Genomic DNA, 21,072 nt, shown 5'->3' on the forward strand with positions numbered 1-21,072 from the left:
CCGGTTACGCCTTTGTCTTATTCTTGTTGCGTTTGATTAACTCGTCCGCCAGCGCCAGATAGGCGATGGCGCCCGTGGAGCGGGCGTCGTAATCCAGCACCGGACTGCCATGGCTCTGGGCTTCGGAAATACGGATGTTGCGCGGAATAATTGTCTCGAACACCTGATCGCCGAAGAAGCCGCGCGCATCCTGCGCCACAAGTTCGGACAGGTTGTTGCGCCGGTCGTACATCGTCAGGATGATGCCTTCGAGATGCAGGTCTGCGTTAAAGGCGCGGCGGACGCGGTCGATGGTGCGGACGAGCTGGCTGATGCCTTCGAGCGCAAAGAACTCGCATTGCAGCGGCACGATCACGCTGTCGGACGCGACCAGCGCGTTGAGAGTCAGCAGGCCGAGGCTTGGCGGACAGTCGATCAGGATCGTGTCGTAATCGCCTTCAAGCGCATGCAGGGCGTCGCGCAGACGGTATTCGCGGCGCTCGTCCCCGATCATTTCAAGCTCTGCGCCAGCCAGTTCGTTGTTGGCCGTGATGATCGAGAGATTCTCGAACGCGGTCGGCTGGGGCAGGGCGTGGGGTTCGGCTTCGACCATCAGTGCGGCATAGGTGCCGGTGTTGCGCTGGTCGTAGTCGATGCCCAAGCCGGTGGAGGCGTTGCCCTGCGGGTCCAGATCCACGAGCAGGACGCGCTGTCCCTGACGGGCGAGGCCTGCGGCCAGATTGATGGTGGTGGTGGTCTTGCCGACGCCTCCCTTCTGGTTGGTGACGGCAATGATCCGGGTGGTGGGGGATTCGGTTTTAGACGACACGCTTGAAATCACTGACCTTGATGATGGCTCCGCCGGGGTCGGTGCGGCTGGGAACAATGGTGTGGCTCATGTGCCAGTCGGCGTTGGCCTCGGTCAACTCGGCCTGCGCCTTCTGACCTTTCAGAAACAGGCAGAACCCGTCTTCTTTCAGCAATGGCCGCGCCCAGTCGAGGAGCCTGTTGAGGGGGGCCAGCGCCCGGGCCGTGATGATGTCGGCCGGAGGGGGGCTAGCGGCTTCGATACGCTTGGCAATGACCGTGACCTTCGCGTCGCAGATGCGTCCGGCTTCCCGCAGGAAGGCGCATTTGCGCTGGTCCGATTCGATCAACGTGACCGGGTTGCCTGTGGCGATGGCCAGAATGATGCCCGGAAAACCGCCGCCCGAACCCAGATCGGTGATGGTGGCCCCTTCGGGGATCAGTTCGGCAAGCTGGAGGCTGTCCTCGATATGACGAGGCCAGAGCTGGGCAATGTCACGCGGGCTGACGAGATTGATTTTCGCGTTCCACTGCACGAGCAGGTCGGCGAAGCGCTCCAGCCTTTCGTGTGTTTCACGTGAAACGGTGGTCATGACAGGGTCCTTACATGGGCCAGCAGGGCGACCAGCGCGGCAGGTGTGACCCCGCGCACGCGCTGTGCTGCGGCGAAACTGGTCGGGCGGGCCTGGGAAAAACGCTCGCGCATTTCGCTGCTCAGGCCGCCGATGGCAGTGTAATCCAGATCGGCCGGAAGGGCGATGGCACTTTCCGATGAGAGCTGTCGAATTTCACGATCCTGCCGGTGAAGATAGCCGCCATAGCGGGCTTCGGTCTCGACATGACGGCGCACACGCAGAGGAAGTTCGGCGAACCACGGGGCCAGCGCGTTCAGGATCGTGTGGTCGCCGTTGCTGGCGAGGACGTCCAGAACCGTGCGTCGGCGGCCATCCAGAGAGACTTCGAAACCGACGTCGCGGAGGGCCTGCGGCAGGAAGCTTGTTTCGGCGGCGCGGGCCATGGCGGCGTCGAGTTCGGCTTTCTGGGCGGTGAAAGCCGTTTCGCGTTCGGGCAGGACGCAGCCTGCGGCGATTCCTTTGGGCGTCAGGCGTAGGTCGGCATTATCCGCGCGCAGGGTGAGACGATACTCGGCGCGGGATGTGAACATGCGATAGGGTTCGCTGATGCCGTGCAGCGTCAGGTCGTCGATCATGACGCCGAGATAGGCGTCGCTGCGATCCAGCGTGAGGGCCTCGTTTCCAGCCGTGGCGCGGGCGGCGTTCAGTCCTGCGAGGAGGCCCTGTGCGCCTGCTTCTTCATAGCCGGTCGTGCCGTTGATCTGTCCGGCCAGATACAGGCCCGGCAGGCGACGCAGTTGCAGGGACGGCAGAAGCTCGCGAGGGTCCACGTAATCATATTCGACGGCATAGCCTGCGGTGACGATGCGGGCGTTTTCCAGGCCGGGCATGGTGGCGATCATGGCGGCTTGCACGTCGGCGGGCAGGCTGGTGCTGATGCCGTTGGGATAGACCAGATCGCCGCCTGGATTGCCGGGCAGGGCCTCGGGCTCCAGAAAGACCTGATGCGAACTGCGGTCGGCGAAGCGGACGACCTTGTCTTCGATGGACGGGCAGTAGCGTGGGCCGCGTCCGGCGATGGCGCCGCCATACATGGCCGAGCGGTGCAGGTTCTCGTTGATGATCCTGTGGGTCTCGGCGGTAGTCTGGGTAATGCGGCAGACGACTTGCGGGTTGGTGATGGCCGTCGTCATAGGGCTGAAGGCTTCGGGCTCGGCATCGCCGGGATCGGCCGGGAGGTTTTCCCAGTCGATGCTGTCTTTGGCTAGACGTGGCGGTGTGCCGGTCTTGAGGCGGCCCATCTGGAGGCCGAGCGCATAAAGCCGTTCGCCCAGACGCTTGGCCGGAGCCTCGCCGATGCGTCCGGCCTCCGTTTGGGTGTGGCCGACATGGATGACGCCGCGCAGGAAGGTTCCGGCGGTCAGGACAACTGCGCCGCAACGGAACTCGCGACCGTCTTCGCAGATGACGCCGGTGATGCCGCCGTTCTCTTCGATCAGGTCTCCGACTGCGCCTTCACGGATCGTCAGATTGGGGGTGGCGGCGAGCAGATCCTGAATGGCGGCGCGATAGAGCGAACGGTCGGCCTGTGCGCGGGGGCCGTGAACGGCCGGCCCTTTGGAGCGGTTGAGCAGTTTGAAGTGGATGCCTGCGCGGTCTGCGGCTTTGCCCATCAGGCCGTCGAGCGCGTCGATTTCGCGCACAAGATGGCCTTTGCCGATCCCGCCGATGGCGGGGTTGCAGGACATAGCGCCGATCGTTTCCAGCCGATGGGTGAGCAGCAGGGTGCGCGCGCCGAAACGGGCCGATGCCGCTGCAGCTTCACATCCGGCATGACCGCCGCCGATCACGATGACATCGAAATCGCTCACAACCTACTTCCCGATACAGAACTGCCCGAAAATCGCATCGAGCAGGGATTCAACATCTACACGTCCGGTCAGACGCCCGAGAGCCAGCATGGACAGCCGGAGTTCCTCGCCCCGCAGTTCCGGCCATGTCGCGGTCCGGGCGTGGTCCAGATGGGTTGCGGCCTCTTGGATTCCGGTGCGGTGTCTGGCACGGGTCAGAGGAGGCGCGGCCGAACCGGCCATGAGAGCGGACACCCGTTCGGACAGAACCTGACGCAGCGCATCAAGTCCTTCGCCGGACTGCGTGCTGATCCCTAACATGCCGGACGGGGCTGGTGCGATGTCGATTTTCGTCCGGATGGGAATTTCCTGTCCAGAGAGAGTTTCAAAGCTCTCATCGGGGCCGATCAGATGCAGTACGACATCCGCCTGTTTCACGTGAAACAATGCGCGGCGGATGCCTTCTGCTTCGATTTCGTCTTCCGTCTCCCGCAGGCCCGCCGTGTCGATCAGACGGAGGCGGACACCGCCCAGAATCCAGTCGAGTGCGATGGCATCGCGGGTCGTGCCTGCACGATGGGTGACGATTGCCGCATCTGTTCCGGATAACGCATTGAGAAGGCTGGATTTTCCGACGTTCGGTGAGCCCGCGATCACGACGGTCAGGCCCCGACGCAGAAGTTCGCCGCGATTGTCCTGAAGATGGGCGGACATTTCGGTGTGGAGCTTCGAGAGTTCCTCGACCAGTCCGTCTTCCACGTCCTGAGGGAGGTCTTCGTCCGGGAAGTCAATCAGCGCTTCCTGATGGGCGAGGACGAGGCGCAGGCGCTGTGCCCAGTCGTCGTACAGGCGGCTCAGGGCGCCGTCGGCCTGACGCAGGGCCTGTTTGCGCTGGCTTTCAGTTTCAGAATCCACGAGGTCGGCGATGGCTTCGGCCTGAAGCAGGTCCAGCCGTCCTTTCTGAACGGCGCGGCGGGTGAACTCGCCCGGTTCGGCAGGGCGGCCGCCCAGATCGGTCAGGGCGTCGGCGACGCGGGCGATGATGGCGGGACCGGCATGGAGATGCAGTTCGAAGCCGTCTTCGCCTGTGTAGGAGTTCGGGCCGGGGAGCCAGAGGGCGACGGCATGGTCGAGCACCTCTTCGTTATGGCGCAGGGTGCGCAGGCTTGCACGGCGGGGTTCGGGGAGATGTCCGTTGCACAGCGCGCGCAGGATCGTATCGCTGCCGGGGCCGCTGGCGCGCATGATCGCGATGGCGGCGCGGGAGGGACCGGTTGCCAGTGCGAAAATGACCTGCGGGGTGTGGTCCGGGCGGGAGGAGCGCGTCATGGGGTTCTATGTAGTGCAGGAGGCCCCGTGGTGAAAATGGTTAGCTTGCAATGATGGGCGTGCGAGCATGAAAAAAGGGCGGATCGTTTCCGATCCGCCCCTTTTATTCAGACTGTCAGAGAGTGGGAAACGCTTACTGTGCGTTGTCCACGCCCGTGTGGGTCTGCGGAGAGAAGGTCCAGCCTTCGCCGTAAGGCTGCGGCATGTAGGCCATCCAGCCCCTGCTGGAGACGTTCCAGCCAGCCGTTGAGACCGGTGCTCCGGTCGTACGCAGCTTCTGCATATCAGCAGCGGATACGGTTCCCGGTGCCTTGTTGCCCCAGCCTTTGCGCATGAAGTTCACGACATCGGCCATTTGCTGGTCGGTGAGGTGGTTCTTGAAGCCGGGCATGGCGATGGCGGACGGTGCCGTGTTGGTCGGGGGCAGGATGCCACCGAAGGCCACGACATTGGCGAGCGACGTCGGATCATCCGTCAGGACAACCGGGTTGCCAGCCAGCGGCGGGAACATGCGGTTGACGCCCGTACCGTCGTTCATATGGCAGAGGGCACAGTTGTGCAGATAAACTTCCGCACCGGCGTTGCCCTGAGCACCCTTGTCCAGCAGGGCGGTCGTCTGACCGTCATCCTGGCCGAGGTTATTGCCTTCCGGAACGGCCGGCATGCTCTTCAGGTACTTGGCCGTGGCGCGCAGGTCGTCGTCTGTCCAATGCTGCGTGCTGTAGGCCACCACGTCGGCCATGCCACCGAAGACGGCGGAGTGGTCGATACGGCCGCTCTTGAGGAAGGTGACGATGTCATCTTCAGACCAGCGACCCAGACCCGTATCGCTGTTGCTGCGCAGGCTCGGGGCGATCCAGTTGTCGATCGGTGCACCGCCGGACAGATAGACGTTGCCGCCGCTCGTTCCGTAAGCCTTGAGCTGCATTGCGAAGCCGCGGGGGGTATGACATTCGCCGCAATGGCCCGGTCCGTCGACGAGGTATTCGCCGCGTGCGACTTCCGGATCACTGATGCTCTTGTCTTCACCCGGCGTCATGCTCGGAACGAACATGGCGCGCCACAGGGCCAGCGGCCAGCGCATGGAGAGCGGCCAGCTGATGTCCGGTGCCTTGTTGGCAAGGGCGACCGGCTTCACGCCATGCATGAAGTAGGCATACATCGAGCGGATGTCGTCGTCGGACAGACGCGCGAATTCAGGATAGGGCATTGCCGGGTAAAGCGTTGCACCATCCTTGCGGATGCCCTTGCGGATGGCCTTCGTGAAGTCCTCAAGGGTGTAGCTGCCGATCCCGTGTTCCGGGTCCGGCGTGATGTTGGTCGAATAGATCGTGCCGATCGGGCTCTTGATTTCCAGACCGCCCGCATAGGGCTGTCCGTGCAGAGCCGTATGGCAGGCGATGCAGTCTGACAGGCGGGCGACATATTCGCCACGCTTGATCAGGGCTTCATCAGCGTCCTGGGCATGGGCGGCGCCGAACGACACCGCCATGAGGCCGATTGCGGCCGCGAATTTCCATCCCTGTTTCATCTCAGATACCAGCCTGTCGCGAATTGATGCATTGAGCATGTCACGTGCCTCCTTTTACCGTAACGGTTGCCCGTTACGGATGGTCCGCCGTTGCAGGCTCAACCGGACCCTGGGGTACGTTGAGGAACTGGTCGTTGGGGACGCCCTGCTTGTTGTCGCGGGCTTTCACTTCGTCCTCATAGGACTCGTTGGACCGCTTCACGAGATAGTTGCGGATGTCTTCAATCTCGGCCGGGGACATGGACGTGTCGAAGCGATCCATGCCGTAGGCGGTCAGAGCCCCCTTGGCGACGAGCTTGTAGAACTTCTCCTGTCCGCGGATCGCACCGGACCAGCGCAGGTCAGGCAGAACGCCACCCGAGATGCCGTTATCGCCATGGCAGGCGGCGCAATACGTCTGGAACTGGAAATAGCCGTTCTTCGTACGGGCTTCATCCCACTTCTCAGGCGGCTTGACCGGCAGGAAGCCGAGTTCGTTCTTCGGCGGCAGTGCGTCCTTGCCGTCCAGCGCGAAAGCGATCACGCGGGAATGGTTGACGGTCCAGCCGGATGTCCGGGCCACGCCACCGAGGAAGAACGGATAGATGCCGCCCCAGCCCACTTCCACCGCAACATATTGCTTGCCGTTGGCGGTGTAGGTGATGGGAGGCGCGATGATGGCGCTCTGTGCCGGGAAGCTGAAGAGATCCTTGCCGTTCGTAGCATCGTAGGCATGGAAATCGCCGGTTGCGAGACCCTGGAAGAGCAGGCCGCCACCGGTTGCGAGCAGACCACCGTTCCACGGACCCTTGTGGTCAACCGTGAAGGCTGCCTGCTGCTTTGCCGGATCCCAGGCCAGAATCCAGCCCTTCAGATCCTTCAGGAACTGCGCTTTATCGGCTTTGTGCTGCGGATCGGCGTCGTCGAACAGGCCGATCTTGTTCATGTCCAGTCCGAGATTCCAGCTGTCGTGGTGGGCCTTGAAGCCACCCTTCTGCGGATCGTAGAGGAACGGAACCTGCTGTGCCGGGATGTAGACCAGCTTCGTCTGTGGGCTGTAGGCCATGGAGGCGAAGTTATGGCCACCCAGATCGCCCGGAATACCGTACCAGGCCTTGCCCGTCAGCGTCCACAGAGCGTCAGGCACATAGTTCGGACGGCCCGTGATGGGGTCCAGACCATTGGCCCAGTTTTCGTAGGTGTAGGGCTTGCCCGAGATGAATTTTCCGGTCTTCGCATCGATGATGTAGAAGAAGCCGTTCTTCGGGGCATGGACGATCACGTGGCGCATTTCGCCGTTGACCGGCATGTCGAGCGTCATGATCTGCTGGACCGAGGTGTAATCCCACTGGTCCATCGGCGTTTCCTGGAAGTGCCAGACGTACTTGCCGGTATCCGGGTTGATCGCGACGATGCTGCCGAGGAAGAGGTTGTCGCCCTTGCCTTCGGAGCGGAACTTGTAGTTCCAGGGCGAGCCGTTGCCGACGCCGAGATAGACGAGGTCCGTCACCGGGTCATAGACCAGCGAATCCCAGACGGTACCGCCGCCGCCCTGCTGCTTCCAGGCTCCGCCCTTGCCCCAGGTCGGATAGGCCTTGGACATCAGAATGTCGTCGGAGGCTGCGCCGTCGGGCTTGTTGTCGGGGTTCGGAACCGTGAAGAAGCGCCAGTCCATCTTGCCGGTTTCGGCGTCATAGGCCGTCACGAAGCCACGGGCACCGAATTCGGCGCCGCCGTTGCCGATGATGACACGGCCCTTGGCGATGCGCGGTGCGCCGTCAACCGTATAGGAGCGCTGGTGGCCGAGCTGGGCTTCCTTGGGGATCGTGTAGACGCTCCAGACCAGCTTGCCGGTCTTGGCATCCAGTGCGATCAGACGTCCGTCGAACGTGCCGAAATAGACTTTGCCGTTCCAGTAGGCAGCACCGCGGTTGACGGAGTCACAGCAGCCGCGATCGGCGATGTTGCCCGGAACCTTGGGATCGTAGGCCCACAGGAGCTTGCCGGTCGCTGCATCCAGCGCCTTCATCTTGCTCCAGTTGGTCGTGGCGTACATGACGCCGTTCACGACCAGAGGCGTGCCTTCCTGACCGCGGTTCGTATCCAGATCGTAGTGCCAGGCGAGCTTTAGCTGGCCGACATTGTCCTTGTTGATCTGGTCGAGCGGGCTGAAGCGCTGCTCGGAATAGGAGCGCCCGTAGGACATCCAGTTTCCGACATTGCCGCCGTTATCGGCACTTGTAATTGCTGAGCCCGTATCTTCCTGCGCAAAAGCGACGGGAACAGCAGCTGAGAGTGCCAGTACGGCTGCGCAGCTGAGAAGGCGCTTTTTCGTAACCTTGATCGGCGTCAGTAGACCAGAAGTCATGATCCAACTGTCCTTTTTGTAAAGACTGTTTCCGCTGTGATATTCTGGACCTATGCAGTCTTGAAAGGGGCAGGGGAAAATCCTGTCCTCTCAATCCAACGATCAGTACCAGACACCGCCAGCATGAGAACTTACTGACCCTATTTTATTGTTTAAGACAAACACGGCTTCTGACGTTTCCGTGAGGGGTGGGGCAGGATGATCCTGAAACGGGCTATGATGTGGCTCAGGGAATGATTACACAGGCGTTCCGGATAACGTCCTGTCGCGTTTCTGATACAAAAAAGGGCAGTTTTCCAACACATTACAGAGTATTGCTGGAAAGCCTACTGAAGCGGTACAATATGTTTATTTTGCATATTGAGGCTAAGCGATATGCGTCAATCGCATGGCTAAAAAGCATCGGTCTCAATGGCAACACTGCCGGATTGACGGTTTTGAGCCGCTCGGGCACCGTGTCGTTCATGCCACAGCTATCCTGCCACTCACCTTTCGGGGCCCTTACCATCAGTGAAGATGAGGGCCAGATCGTCGCTCTGGACTGGGGTTGGGGGCGCGATCAGGAGGAGACTCCACTTCTTCTGAAGGCCCGCGACCTTTTGGAGCGCTATTTTGATGGGGAATCGGTCGATTTCGACACGTTGCCCTATCGTCCTTACGGGACTCCATACCGCCAGAAGGTCTGGGACGCGTTGCGCCGGATTCCTTACGGCAAGACGCGGACTTATGCGGATATCGCGGCCGAGGTCGGTGGGTCTGCGCGGTCGGTTGGCGGAGCGGTTGGAGCGAATCCGATTCCGATCTTGATCCCCTGTCACCGTGTTGTCGGTCGGGCGGGGCTTGGCGGATATTCGGGACTGGGAGGCATCGCGGACAAGCATGCCATGCTGCATCTGGAAGGTGTGCTGTAACAGACAGGCTTTCCCGTCATTCCGATAGACCGGACAACAAAAAAGGGGAGCCGGAGCTCCCCTTTTTCATGTCGGCCATGCTGATTCGGGATCAGTTGTTCATGGCGTCGAAGAAGTCCTGATTGGATTTGCTGTATTTGAGCTTGTCCAGCAGGAAGTCCATGGCGTCCATCGTGCCCATCGGGGCGAGGATGCGGCGCAGGACCCACATCTTGGACAGTTCGGCGCGATCGACCAGCAGTTCTTCCTTACGCGTGCCCGACTTGGTGATGTCGATGGCGGGGAAGGTGCGCTTGTCGGCGAGCTTGCGGTCCAGAATGAGTTCGGCGTTGCCGGTGCCCTTGAACTCTTCGAAGATCACTTCGTCCATTCGCGAGCCTGTGTCGATCAGGGCTGTTGCGATGATCGTCAGCGAGCCACCTTCCTCGATATTACGCGCGGCGCCGAAGAAGCGCTTGGGGCGCTGCAGGGCGTTGGCGTCCACACCGCCGGTCAGCACCTTGCCCGAGGAGGGGACGACGGTGTTGTAGGCGCGGGCGAGACGGGTGATGGAGTCCAGCAGGATGACCACGTCGCGCTTGTGCTCGACGAGGCGCTTGGCCTTTTCCAGCACCATTTCCGTTACCTGGACGTGGCGGGTTGCCGGTTCGTCGAAGGTGGAGGAGACGACTTCGCCGCGGACCGAACGGGCCATGTCCGTCACTTCTTCCGGACGTTCGTCGATCAGCAGGACGATCAGGAACACTTCGGGGTGGTTGGCGGAGATGGAGGCGGCGATGCTCTGGAGCATCACGGTCTTGCCGGTGCGGGGCGGGGCGACGATCAGGGCGCGCTGACCCATGCCGATCGGCGTCACGAGGTCGATCACGCGCGGGGTGTAGTCGCGCTGGTCTTTCTTGCCCTTGCTGCGCGGAGAAGATTCCGTGATAGCGGCTTCGGACTGTTCGACTTCCATCTTCAGGCGACGCTCGGGGTAGAGCGGCGTGAGGTTGTCGAAGTTGATGCGGGTCCGGACGGTTTCCGGGGCCTCGAAATTGATGGTGTTGACCTTCAGCAGCGCGAAATAGCGCTCACCGTCGCGCGGGGCGCGGATCTGACCTTCAACCGTGTCGCCCGGGCGCAGGCCGAAGCGGCGGACCTGCGTGGGGGAGATGTAGATGTCGTCGGGGCCGGGAAGATAGTTGGCTTCCGGGCTGCGCAGGAAACCGAAGCCGTCCGGCAGGATTTCGAGCGTGCCTTCGCCGTAGATCGCCTGATCGCGCTCGGCAAGGGCTTTGAGGATGGCGAACATGATGTCCTGCTTGCGCATGGACGAGACGTTCTCGATCTCCAGTTCCTCTGCGTAATCCAGAAGGTCGGCTGGGGATTTTTTCTTGAGTTCGGCAAGATGCATGAAAGACGCGCCTTGATGTGCCGGTAGTGGCAGACCTGATAGGGGGAGGAATGCGCGACCGTACAGAAGGCGGAGCTACTGTACGGGAACTGCTTGTGTCAGGCGGTGATCTGTGAGGATTTCGCAGGACGGGGGAAGCAGGAAGCATCCGTAAGGAAAGGGAGACCGGGTGACAGGACGCCACCGGAAAGTCGTCCTTCGCTTACCGGAGCGCGCGAAGCAGTGTCAAGACTCCTGCGCAGGCTCCGGATCACTTTGATCTATGTCAGATTTCAATCAGGCCTTCAGCATGGCCTCCGCAGTGCGGAGGGAGAGCGCCATGATGGCCAGAGCCGGGTTGGCGGCGGCAGCGCTTGGAAAGATCGAATGATCGGAGATCCACAGATTGTCGATATCGAAACTGCGGCCGACCGGATTGACGACATTGCTGTCGGCGTCCGTGCCCATGCGGCAGGTGCCGATCATGTGGGCGGCGCGGTCGATGACGCGGATGTCCTTTGCGCCCACGGCCTCCCACATCTGCGTCAGGAGGCGGGCAGCGTGGTGGTGCATGGCCCATTCATTGGGGCCGTAGGAATGTTCGATCAGCGGTTTGGGGATGCCGAAGGCGTCTTTTTCGTCCGAGAGTGTGACGCGGTTTTCGGGGCGGGGCAGGCATTCGCCGTTGATGCCCATGCCTGCGGAGCGGTTGTATCCGGCCAGTGCCCGGGCGAAGGCCGGGCCGCGTGTCGTGGTGCTGCGGGCGAGGTTCTGGCCCCATGTTGCGGGCATCATGCCCAGCGACTGCACGAGGTAGCCGCCGACGAAATCCGCATCCTTGGGGCGCATCATGTCTTCGGTGATAGTCAGGGACGGGTAACCGCGATTGGGACGGATATCTTCGTCGAACTCGCCCCAGACCTGTGTGGAGACATGGGTCATGTAGTTCTGGCCGACCTGGCCGGAACTGTTGGCGAGGCCGTTTGTCAGGAGCAGGCGCGGGGTTTCGACGGCACCGGCGGCGAGGACGAGGCTTGTGCATTTCTGGCGGTGCTCGACGCCGTTCTGACGATAGACCACGCCGGTCACGCGGCCGGAGCTGTCGCGTTCGATCGTGTGGGCGAAGCAGCCGGGGCGTAGTTCCGCACCATAGGCGACGGCCATGGGGAGCCATGTGTTGTCCGTGCCTGACTTGGCGCCGTTGCGGCAGCCCTGATGGCAGGCCCCGCAGTTTGCGCAGGCATGGCGGGTGCCGAAATGCGGCTGTTCGATATCGCGTGTGATGAGGGCGGCCGGGCCGTCTGCGTGGCGCAGGCCGAGCGCGTCGCAGCCTTCGCGCATTTTGAGGGCGGCGGAATTGGCGGGTGGGGGTGCATAGGCGTAGCGGCGCTCCGGGTCCCATGGGTAATGGGCGGGACCGGAGACGCCGATGAAGGATTCCACGCGCTCGATATAGGGCAGCAGTTCGTCCAGACCGAAGGGCCAGTCCACGCCCTTGCCGGTTTCGGTATGCAGGTGAAAGTCGCGGGCGTCCATGCGCGGCATGAAGGCACCGTAATGGAGCATGGAGCCGCCAAGACCGGTGCCGCTATTATTGCCACCGAAAGCCTGAGGGTTTGTGCCTGCGGAGAGGCGTTCATGCAGCCAGTACAGTTCGCGGGCGGCCACTTCGTCGGGCGTATGTCCCGTGGCGGGGAAAGCGGGTCCGGCTTCCAGCACCACGACGCTTTTGCCGTTGCGGGCGAGTTCTGCGGCCAGCGGCGCGCCACCGGCACCACTGCCGATGATGAGGGTATCGACGATGTCCGTTTCGGCGAATGTCTTTATGACGGTCGTACTGCTCATTCGCTGGACTCTGCCATCTGGAGAAGGGGAGCGGTGGCTTTGGGTTCAAAGGACTCGCGGCTGTCGGGGCCGACTTCGGTGAAGCCCTGAAAGACAGTGTCGCCGCCGGTGAGGCTGGAGGAAATGCCGAGTGCCTGTTGGATGCGCGCGTCGCTCATGACGCAGTCCACGACCTCGCCACGCAGGTCTCCAGACCAGCGTTTCATCTGGGATGCCGTGAGACGGCCTTCGCGTTCGAGACCGATCTGCCCGTCCATGACGGCGTCGAGCAGGGTGCCGCGTAGGTCCGGGGCCAGGTGGATGAAGGCGAGTCCGTGCTGTTCGGCTGCGACGTCGTCGAGGGTCAGGAGGGCGGATTCCCAGGCTTCGGCATCGGGCGGGAGGTCCGCGAAACGCCAGCCATCGCGGGGGCCGGAGAGCGCGGCGTCGATCCGGACCGTCATGGCGATGTCGGTGCCGGGAGGCAGGATTTCGTCCAGCGGGAGCAGGACGGGCAGCAGCGCGTCGAGGACGGCATAGGCCCGGAGCGACAGGGTGCGCGGCTGTGCGGTGGAGACCGAAAGCCGCGATGTCAGGATCTCGCGGGTACGGGCGGAAAGATGGTCGGAGTCCAGAATTTCAGGACGGTCGGGCGGGTGGGACATTGCGGCCTCCTGTGTTTTGGTTTCAAAGTCCGGCGACGGGGAGGGTTCCGCCTCCCACTGGGAACGAAGATGCAGTATTCTGCATTCTTAACCTTTTCCGGACAGAGTGCCGGGTACGGCACAGACATTTCCCCGCTTCGCGGCGGGACGCAAGACAGGGAAGCAGCATGACGGTCGAAATCAGGGTTCCGGCGCTTGGAGAAAGCCTGACGACTGCGACTGTCGCGCGGTGGCTTAAAAACTCCGGCGACTATGTGCAGCATGACGAGACCATCGTTGAACTGGAGACGGACAAGGTCAGTGTTGAAGTGACTGCCCCTTCCGCCGGGCGTCTGGAAGACTGTGTGGCGGTGGGCACGGAAGTCGAAATCGGCGGTCTGCTGGGGGCGGTGGACGAGACGGCGGACGCACCGGCTGCGCCTGAACCTGCCGCGGCTGAACCGGCTCCTGTTCCCAAGGCTGCGGCTCCGGAACCTGTCGCATCCTCTGGGCGTGTTACACCTCCTGCTCCTGAGGCGCCGAAGCCTGTTTCCGTTACCCCGGCCCCCAAGCTGTTCTCACATGAAGCGCGGGAGCGTCGGGTTCCCATGAGCCGTCTGCGTCAGACGATCGCGCGGAATCTGAAGGCGGCGCAGAACACCGCGGCCATTCTGACGACGTTCAACGAGATCGACATGTCAGCCGCCAAGGCGCTGCGGGCGGAATACAAGGACGAGTTCGAGAAGAAGCATGACGGGGCGCGTCTGGGCTTCATGTCCTTTTTCGCGCGGGCCGTGGTGGGCGCGCTGAAGGATTATCCGGCGATCAATGCGCAGATCGAAGGCGATGAGATCGTCTATCGCGATTTCGTCAATCTGGGCATTGCGGTAGGCACGGAGCGCGGGCTGGTGGTACCGGTGCTGCATGACGCCGATCAGATGAGCTTTGCCGAGCTGGAGCGTCGCATCGCCGATTACGGCAAGCGGGCGCGGACGGGCGGTCTGAAGCTGGAGGAACTGTCGCACGGGACGTTCTCCATCACGAATGGCGGGATTTTTGGTTCGCTGCTGTCTACGCCGATCCTGAACACGCCGCAGTCGGGCATTCTGGGGATGCATGCCATTCAGGACCGTCCGGTCGTGCGGGACGGACAGATCGTGATCCGGCCGATGATGTATGTTGCGCTGTCCTACGATCACCGGATCGTGGACGGGCGGGAAGCGGTGAGCTTCCTCGTCCGGATCAAGCAGCTTGTGGAAGATCCGAGGCGCCTGCTTCTGGATCTGTGATGCCTTTTGCGTGGCTGGTGCGTTGAAGACGTTCCAGTCATGCCGAACGCCGGACAGGTCTCTGCTCCCTCGCGTTCTGTCTGTTGTTCCGAACCCGAGGATGGTGCCCTGAAGATGCGTGATGTTTCCAGACTGACGCGGTTTGCAGTTCTGTTATGTGCGTCCACAACAATGATTGTGGGGTTGGCACCACTAGCAGCCTGTGCGCGACCAGATGGCGCGGGCCCGGAACTGTCCGGCCATCAGCCGGATACGACGCCGTCCTTGGGAGTGTCAGTCCCGCCGCCAGCCAGCAATCCGCCGACCGATACGCCTCCGCGGCCCGATCTGGCACCGCCGCCTCTGGATATTCCGGATCTGCCGGTTGTGTCCGATGAGGCCGCGCGGGAGGAGGCGTCGCGTCTTGCTGTGCTGATGAAGCATAATATTAAGGGGTTCAGCACCTATACGCCTGAGCGCCGCCGGGCGTTTCTGACTCTTGCGAAGGAGCAGGTAACGCAGGCGAATATGCCGATTTCGCGGCCGCAGCTCATTATGGTTGTGGATCGCAACGAGCAGATCCAGCATCTGGATTACGTTCTGGCATTGCCGGATGCGCCGTGGGAGTCTCTTGGCGGGACGCCGGTTTCAACCGGGACGACGGGGCGTAAATATTATTACATTACCCCGATCGGGGTTTTTCAGAACACGGCGGACCGTCTGGGCTACCGGGCGGAAGGCACCAAAAACAAGAACGGCATCCGTGGCATCGGCGCGAAGGGATCGCGCGTGTGGGACATGGGGTGGCAGACGGCGATGAAGGGCTGGCTGCCGCGACATGAAACCGGGCAGATCCGGCTGGAGATCCATGCGACGGACCCGCAGTTTCTTGAATGGCGTCTGGGGCATCCGGCGTCGGAAGGCTGCATTCGTATTCCGGCGACCATGAACAAGTTCATGGATCATTACGGGTTGATCGACGCTCTGTATGAACAGGCTGCCAGCTACGATCCGCGTTTTCAGGCGCTGCTTCCAAAAGATCGGCAGCCCACGCCGATTGCGGGAGATCTGGTGGTTGTGGTGGATTCAGGACCACTGACCGAGCCGAAGATTGACCCTATTGCAGATAAAAGGCCGTTGCCGTAAATATAAAATAAGAAATATTTCAAAATAAGTATGAAGATTTGAAGTAAAACGTGTGAATGTTTTATTTCAGGAACGGTAAAGCAGTTTTCCTGACCTGAAGCCTTCCGTATGGAGTGCGCGCCAATCACTGGAGCCCACTCCCCATGACGTTCAAGATGCGTAACCATATCCTGCTTTCCGGGTGCTTTGCCGGTGCCCTGTTTCTGGGAGGAGGCGCGCAGGCTGATGTTCCTGATGCAAAACAGAAAAAGCATGAGGAGCATAAAAGTAGAAAAGAAAAAGACGCGACGCCCGGTGTGGAAAATCTGACCGTTCTGGGTCATGCCGCGCGAATTGCGCCTGCGACGGTTCCGCTAGACATTACGGAGCCGACATCAAAAATTCAGTCCGGCTTTCTGAGCAACAATATTATTCCGCTTGCCAGCATCGACGACATCATCCGCTTTCAGCCGAGCGTTTATTCCCAAAATCCTAACGGTCCCGGAATGGGTAAAGCGGAGGCGATGAGCCTGCGCGGGTTTCAGGACGGCCAGTACAACATGACGTTCGACGGTATTCCGTTTGGCGATGCTACCGATCTGCATCACACGACATCGTCTTTGTTTATTTCGCATTTCCTTGGAGAGGCGCAGATTGATCGCGGTCCGGGAACGGGCTCGACGATCGGTAATGCCACCTTTGGTGGCACGATGGGTTTCACGTCCAAGACGCCTCCGGCCAAGAGGGGTGTGTCGCTGTATGGGACCTATGGCAGCTTTAATACACGTGCAGGCGGTATCGAATTTGATAGTGGCAAGACGCGCTTTGGTCGTGCATTTCTCGATATGCAGCATGAGGAAACGAACGGATATCTGACCAATTCGGCAGAACGCCGGAGCAATCTGATGTTCAAAGACGTGATTGACCTTGCGCCTGAGACGACGCTGACATTGGAGACGACCTATAACAAGGAATGGCAGTTTACGACGCAGGGCGCGACGCTCGCGGAATATGCGAAATACGGAAAGAATTACGGGCTGTGCAACGACCCGTCTAAGCAGTGTTATTATGGATATAACCCCAGCACCTACACGTCCGATTTTGATTACGTCAGTCTGAAAAGCCGTCTTGCGTCGTGGCTGACGATGGAGAACCAGCTTTATACGAGCGGTTTTGAGCATGATTATACGGAAAGCACGGATGCCAGCCAGACGAGCACGGCTGCGAACGGGGTGACGTTCTACAATACGGCCGGGAAAAAGGTGGCGACCTATGCAAATGATATTCCCGGGAAATATGCGGACGCCAAATTCCGTTCTTATGGCGATACGTTACGATTCAAGGCGCATACGGTTTATGGGGATGTTCTGTTCGGTGTATGGGCGGACGTGCAGAAGGACCGTCGGTACACCTATGCACTCGATCTGAGTAAAAATTCGATACCGGTTCCGTCCAAAACCGGGTCGGCTTACAGTTATGATATTTCGGATCTGAACACGACCATTCAGCCCTATCTCGAACTGGATATTCACCCCTGGAAGGGGGTGGTTATCAAGCCGGGTGTGAAATATTCCATGTTCACAAGGGACTATGATGCGGCCATCAACAAGTCCACGAAGGTGCCGCTGAATGATACGCAGCATTATGGATCCTGGCAGCCGTCTATTGCGATTAATCAACGGATTATGAAAAACTGGAGCGCTTATGCACAGATCGCGCGCGGTTTTCTGGCGCCTCCGATGTCGGTTTTTCAGGTGAAGTCGGTTGGAAACGTGAAGCCTGAAACGACGCTGAATTATCAGGTTGGGTCGGTCTATCACGGCAAGAACTGGATGCTGTCACTGGATGGATATTATATCGATTTTTCCAATTATATCGCCTCTGCACAGATTAAGGTCGATGGGATCGGAACGACATCCACATACGTGAATAGTGGCGGCGCGATTTATAAAGGCATCGAGCTTGAGGGGCAGTATGTCATTGGATATGGCTTCTCGCTTTATGGCAATTACAGCGTAAATGATGCGCGCTACAAACATAGCACCGTGCGCGTTGCGACGACGCCGGATTCATTGGCATCGTTCGGTCTGCTTTATGAAAATCCGAAGGGGCCGTATTTCTCACTGATGGGGAAATATGTCGGGCATCACTGGGGGCTGGACAGTACCACGAATGCGGCCGGAAATGCGATGTTTGAAAACCAGTACAAAATCCACAGCAATGTGACGGCGGATCTGGCACTGGGGTGGCGCATTCACAATATCGGTGGTTTCATGCGCGACGTGACGCCGAGCCTCAAGATTTCCAACCTCTTCAACAACCGCTCCATCAGCGATTTTGCGGGCAACCAGTCTTATGGTGATGCGCCGCTTTACTGGCGTCTGGCAGGTCGTAGCGTCTTCTTCAACATGACGGCGACCTTCCCGTGAAAAAGACGCACTCTGTTTTTCTGCTGGCCTTGTTCCTGACGGGATGTTCGGGCGGTGCCTCCGTGCCGTCAGGGCCTGTTCTGGAAAAAGTTGTGCTGCTGTCGCGACACGGGATTCGCAGTCCGACGGCGTCTTCAACGGCGTTGCGGGAGAAGACTGGCTTCGACTGGCCTGAATGGTCTGTTGCGCCCGGAGAAATGACGCCGCACGGGACTGTGGCGCTTGGGGCCATGGTTCAGGCTGTCCGGACGCATTATGTGAATCTCGGATTTGATCCGTTACGATCCTGTTCCGATAATGTGCGGATCTGGGCGGATGGTGCGGATCATCGAACGCAGCAGACCGGGCAGGTCTGGGCGCGGAGACTGGCTCCGGACTGTCATGTTTCTGCACACTGGCAGGAGCATGGACCGGACCCTGTGTTCAATGCCATTTCGGCTGGACGCGCAGTGCCGTCGAAGCACGAGACGGAGCAGGCGTTTGCCTCCATGCTGCCCGTCTCAAAGAGTTCGGACGTTCAACATGGTTTGCAGACTTTGCAGACACTTATGGCGCCCGGCGCGTGTGACGGTGTTGCGCATCCAGCATGGTGTCTGCGCGATGATGCGGTGCTTGAATGGAAGAAAGGCGCCCCGCGTCTCTCGGGAGGGGTGGCGACGGGCGGCATGGCGGCGGAAAGTCTGTCGCTGCTCTATTCCGAAGGCTTTCCGCTGGATGTTTTCGGATCTGCCAAAGCGGACGTTCGGGAGCTGCTGAAAACCGTTTTGCCGGTTCATGAAGCAGAGAGCCGGATGTTGCGGCGTCTGCCTGTTGTGGCGGCGGCGCGTAACGGGGTGATGGCCGAGAGCATTCGGGCGTTTCTGGCAGACGGTCCGGTGCCGGAGATTCCGGGTGTGACGGACTCCACACGTCTGCTGGTTCTGGCGGGGCACGATACGAACCAGGATGCGCTGGCGGCGATCTTCGGGCTGTCATGGACGTTTGACGATCAGCCAGACAGTACTGCGCCGGATACGGTTCTGGCGTTCGAGCGGTGGCGTTATCCGGACCGGCATGTAGAGGTCAGAGTGAGGATATTCCATCAGTCTCTGGAGGAACTGCGTGCAGGGCAGGCGTCCGGTGTGGAGCGTTCGATGCAGACGCTTGAGCCGAGGAATGCGATCCTTCCCTAAGGTCAGCGTTTCATAAAAAAAGCCCGGCTGTCACCAGCCGGGCTTTTTTCGTGATGGAGAGGACGCGGATCAGTGCGTCCAGTCAGCCGGAACCTTGCCGCCATTCTTGGCCAGCTCGGCATAGACCTGCTTGATGAGCCAGACGTTCATCGTCGCGGTGTCGTCCGTGCTGCCCGAATAATGCAGCTCGCCTGCCAGTTCCTTACGGGACTGGAGCGAGCTGTCGAGGCCGAGCAGCTTCAGGAGATCCACGATGGAAGTCTTGTAGTTCAGCGGCTGGCCTGCATTTGCTGCCAGACCGGACAGGACGGCGTCCACATCCACGGGCGCTGCTCCCGGGGCTGCTGCTGCGGGAGCGGCGGCTGCTTCAGCCGGAGCGGCTGTGGTAGACGGTGTGGCGGCTTCTGCATGTCCGAAGATCTTGGACATGATCGTGCTGAAAAGACCCATGGGTGTAACTCCTGCTGGTTAAGGAAATCTGGAAGGGCGCAACCGGGTTTCGCCCTTCCTGACCGGCCTCGTCTTAGTAGCGGTATTCTTCGTGTTTGAACGGACCGTTGACGGGAACGTCGATGTAGTCCGCCTGTTTCTGTGACATTTTGGAAAGTTCTGCGCCGACCTTTGCGAGGTGCAGGGCAGCAACCTTCTCGTCCAGAGACTTCGGCAGGGTGTAGACCTTGACTTCGTACTGGCCGGGCTTTGCCGTCCACAGTTCGATCTGCGCCAGGGTCTGGTTGGTGAAGGATGCGGACATCACGAAGGACGGGTGGCCCGTTGCGTTGCCCAAATTCACCAGACGGCCTTCGGACAGAAGGATGATGCGGCGGTTCGGAGCCAGTTCGATCTCGTCGACCTGCGGCTTGATGTTGTTCCAGCGATAGTTGCGCAGGGCTTCGACCTGGATTTCGCTGTCGAAGTGACCGATGTTGCAGACGATAGCGCGGTCCTTCATCTCACGCACATGGTCGATCGTGATGATGTCCACGTTGCCGGTGCAGGTGACGAAAATGTCGCCGCGCGGGGCAGCGTTTTCCATCGTGACGACTTCATAGCCTTCCATGGCGGCCTGAAGGGCGCAGATCGGATCGACTTCGGTCACGAGCACGCGGCAGCCTGCGTTGCGCAGGGAGGCAGCGGAGCCCTTGCCCACGTCACCGTAACCGGCAACCACGGCGACCTTGCCAGCCATCATGACGTCCGTGCCGCGACGGATCGCGTCCACGAGGCTCTCACGGCAGCCATACAGGTTGTCGAACTTGGACTTCGTGACGCTGTCGTTCACGTTGATGGCCGGAACCTTCAGCGTGCCCTTCTTGGACATTTCCCACAGACGATGCACGCCCGTTGTTGTCTCTTCGGAGATGCCGCGCACGTCCTTGAGCATTTCGGGGTATTTGTCGTGCATCATGATGGTGAGATCGCCACCATCATCGAGGATCATGTTCGGCGTCCAGCCATCGGGACCGTGGATGGTCTGCTCGATGCACCAGTTGAACTCCTCTTCCGTCAGACCCTTCCAGGCGAAGACGGGGATGTTCGCTGCGGCGATGGCGGCGGCGGCGTGATCCTGTGTGGAGAAGATGTTGCATGAGGACCAGCGGACCGTGGCGCCGAGGTCGATCAGCGTCTCGATCAGAACGGCGGTCTGGATGGTCATGTGCAGACACCCAGCGATGCGGGCGCCCTTGAGCGGCTGTGTGTCCTTGTACTCTTCGCGAAGAGCCATCAGGCCCGGCATTTCGCCTTCGGCAATGGAGATTTCCTTGCGGCCCCAGTCTGCCAGAGTAATGTCGCGAACCTTGTAATCCTGCGTCGTCATGAAATGGCCCTTGCTGCCCATCTTTGGATGGCTGCCTGTATAAAGGCTTGGCGGACCCGCGCAAAGGGCGGGCCCGGCAATAGGCTTTTA

The 21,072-nt window shown here is 60.6% G+C and carries 16 protein-coding genes; 5 read left to right on the forward strand and 11 right to left on the reverse strand.

Going from position 1 to position 21,072, the window contains the following annotated elements; translation table 11 throughout:
- Window positions 1-4: 4 nt before the first annotated feature.
- The 6 genes from JK176_RS10930 to JK176_RS10955 all read right to left on the reverse strand — a co-directional run bounded on the left by JK176_RS10930 (window position 5) and on the right by JK176_RS10955 (window position 8,418).
- On the reverse strand, window positions 5-808 hold the full coding sequence (locus JK176_RS10930) for a ParA family protein (protein WP_099285923.1): 804 nt from the start codon (window positions 806-808) through the stop codon (window positions 5-7).
- Window positions 798-1,379, reverse strand: coding sequence for a 16S rRNA (guanine(527)-N(7))-methyltransferase RsmG (gene rsmG / locus JK176_RS10935; RefSeq protein ID WP_211587886.1), 582 nt, complete (start codon window positions 1,377-1,379; stop codon window positions 798-800). Before rsmG ends, JK176_RS10930 begins: the two co-directional genes overlap by 11 nt.
- Window positions 1,376-3,232: a tRNA uridine-5-carboxymethylaminomethyl(34) synthesis enzyme MnmG gene (gene mnmG, locus JK176_RS10940; protein ID WP_211587888.1), complete on the reverse strand. Its 1,857-nt coding sequence runs from the start codon at window positions 3,230-3,232 to the stop codon at window positions 1,376-1,378. Before mnmG ends, rsmG begins: the two co-directional genes overlap by 4 nt.
- Window positions 3,233-3,235: 3 nt before the next feature.
- A complete protein-coding gene (gene mnmE, locus JK176_RS10945) occupies window positions 3,236-4,540 on the reverse strand; it encodes a tRNA uridine-5-carboxymethylaminomethyl(34) synthesis GTPase MnmE (RefSeq protein WP_211587890.1) in 1,305 nt (434 codons plus the stop codon).
- A 133-nt stretch (window positions 4,541-4,673) separates the two neighbouring features.
- A complete protein-coding gene (locus JK176_RS10950) occupies window positions 4,674-6,110 on the reverse strand; it encodes a cytochrome c (protein ID WP_211574810.1) in 1,437 nt (478 codons plus the stop codon).
- 34 nt (window positions 6,111-6,144) lie between these two features.
- Window positions 6,145-8,418 (reverse strand): PQQ-dependent dehydrogenase, methanol/ethanol family, encoded by a 2,274-nt coding sequence (locus tag JK176_RS10955; protein ID WP_211587891.1) that lies wholly within the window; start codon window positions 8,416-8,418, stop codon window positions 6,145-6,147.
- A 464-nt stretch (window positions 8,419-8,882) separates the two neighbouring features.
- On the opposite strand from JK176_RS10955, the gene JK176_RS10960 reads away from it, so the two are divergent.
- Window positions 8,883-9,329, forward strand: a complete 447-nt coding sequence (locus JK176_RS10960; protein WP_086647993.1) for a methylated-DNA--[protein]-cysteine S-methyltransferase — start codon at window positions 8,883-8,885, stop codon at window positions 9,327-9,329.
- Window positions 9,330-9,420: 91 nt separating this feature from the next.
- Here JK176_RS10960 and rho read toward each other — a convergent pair whose 3' ends face one another.
- The 3 genes from rho to JK176_RS10975 all read right to left on the reverse strand — a co-directional run bounded on the left by rho (window position 9,421) and on the right by JK176_RS10975 (window position 13,190).
- Window positions 9,421-10,722 carry a transcription termination factor Rho gene (rho, locus tag JK176_RS10965; protein WP_099285917.1) on the reverse strand — a complete coding sequence of 434 codons (1,302 nt, stop codon included), beginning with the start codon at window positions 10,720-10,722 and terminating at the stop codon, window positions 9,421-9,423.
- 276 nt (window positions 10,723-10,998) lie between these two features.
- Window positions 10,999-12,546, reverse strand: a complete 1,548-nt coding sequence (locus tag JK176_RS10970) for a GMC family oxidoreductase (RefSeq protein ID WP_249194446.1) — start codon at window positions 12,544-12,546, stop codon at window positions 10,999-11,001.
- On the reverse strand, window positions 12,543-13,190 hold the full coding sequence (locus JK176_RS10975; RefSeq protein WP_211587892.1) for a gluconate 2-dehydrogenase subunit 3 family protein: 648 nt from the start codon (window positions 13,188-13,190) through the stop codon (window positions 12,543-12,545). The genes JK176_RS10970 and JK176_RS10975 overlap by 4 nt, the downstream gene beginning before the upstream one ends.
- A gap of 167 nt (window positions 13,191-13,357) precedes the next feature.
- On the opposite strand from JK176_RS10975, the gene sucB reads away from it, so the two are divergent.
- The 4 genes from sucB to JK176_RS10995 all read left to right on the forward strand — a co-directional run bounded on the left by sucB (window position 13,358) and on the right by JK176_RS10995 (window position 19,163).
- Window positions 13,358-14,458 (forward strand): dihydrolipoyllysine-residue succinyltransferase, encoded by a 1,101-nt coding sequence (gene sucB / locus JK176_RS10980; protein WP_211587893.1) that lies wholly within the window; start codon window positions 13,358-13,360, stop codon window positions 14,456-14,458.
- Window positions 14,459-14,572: 114 nt separating this feature from the next.
- On the forward strand, window positions 14,573-15,583 hold the full coding sequence (locus JK176_RS10985; RefSeq protein ID WP_211587894.1) for a L,D-transpeptidase: 1,011 nt from the start codon (window positions 14,573-14,575) through the stop codon (window positions 15,581-15,583).
- 143 nt (window positions 15,584-15,726) lie between these two features.
- Window positions 15,727-17,991 carry a TonB-dependent receptor gene (locus JK176_RS10990; RefSeq protein WP_211587895.1) on the forward strand — a complete coding sequence of 755 codons (2,265 nt, stop codon included), beginning with the start codon at window positions 15,727-15,729 and terminating at the stop codon, window positions 17,989-17,991.
- Window positions 17,988-19,163 carry a histidine-type phosphatase gene (locus JK176_RS10995; protein WP_211587896.1) on the forward strand — a complete coding sequence of 392 codons (1,176 nt, stop codon included), beginning with the start codon at window positions 17,988-17,990 and terminating at the stop codon, window positions 19,161-19,163. Before JK176_RS10990 ends, JK176_RS10995 begins: the two co-directional genes overlap by 4 nt.
- Window positions 19,164-19,232: 69 nt before the next feature.
- Here the strand turns inward: JK176_RS10995 and JK176_RS11000 are convergent, their stop codons facing one another.
- Together JK176_RS11000 and ahcY are read right to left on the reverse strand one after the other, a co-directional pair.
- The gene (locus JK176_RS11000; protein ID WP_211587897.1) at window positions 19,233-19,613 is read right to left on the reverse strand and encodes a DUF3597 domain-containing protein; all 381 of its coding nucleotides are present in this window, start codon (window positions 19,611-19,613) and stop codon (window positions 19,233-19,235) included.
- 73 nt (window positions 19,614-19,686) lie between these two features.
- On the reverse strand, window positions 19,687-20,982 hold the full coding sequence (gene ahcY, locus JK176_RS11005) for an adenosylhomocysteinase (RefSeq protein ID WP_062107190.1): 1,296 nt from the start codon (window positions 20,980-20,982) through the stop codon (window positions 19,687-19,689).
- Window positions 20,983-21,072 lie beyond the last annotated feature (90 nt).

The organism is Gluconobacter sp. Dm-73, assembly GCF_018256215.1.
GTDB lineage: Bacteria > Pseudomonadota > Alphaproteobacteria > Acetobacterales > Acetobacteraceae > Gluconobacter > Gluconobacter cadivus.